1 protein-coding gene is annotated in these 578 nt (G+C 64.0%); it reads left to right on the plus strand.

Translation table 11 applies throughout. The annotated features are described in order from the left end of the window. A partial coding sequence (locus BJQ90_RS14165; RefSeq protein ID WP_226760891.1) for an integrase core domain-containing protein occupies positions 1–573 on the plus strand: 573 nt, incomplete at its 5' end. Positions 574–578: the final 5 nt, after the last annotated feature.

Genomic DNA, 578 nt, shown 5'->3' on the forward strand with positions numbered 1-578 from the left:
ACCGACCACCGCTACGAACGCGACACCGCCGGAGAACTACTGCACATTGACGTGAAGAAACTCGGGAAAATCCCGGACGGAGGAGGCTGGCGGGTCCACGGCCGGTCCGAAGCCGTCAGAGGCCGCGGACTGGGCTATGACTATGTCCACGTGGCCGTCGATGACCACTCCCGCCTGGCCTATGTCGAGGTCCTGCCGGATGAGAAGGGCCCCACCTGCGCGGCGTTCCTGGCCAACGCCGCAGCGTTCATGGCCGCCAACGGAGCCCCCGTGCAAGAGGTCATGACGGACAACGCCCTGGCCTACATCCGGTCCGCGGCCTTCTCCAAAGTCATGGAGGACCTCGGCGCCAAGCACCGGCGCACAAAACCCCGCAGCCCGTGGCAGAACGGCAAAGCTGAACGGTTCAACCGGACCTTGCAGGAAGGCTGGGCCTACAAGAACGCCTACGACTCCAGTAACCACCGCGCACAAGCCCTCACCGGCTGGCTAGACTTCTACAACCACCGCCGACACCACGCAGCCCTCGGAGGACGAGCACCCATAAGCAGATGTAACCAACCTGCTGGCTGAGTACA

Source organism: Arthrobacter sp. SO3 (genome assembly GCF_020532825.1).
Taxonomy (GTDB): domain Bacteria; phylum Actinomycetota; class Actinomycetes; order Actinomycetales; family Micrococcaceae; genus Arthrobacter.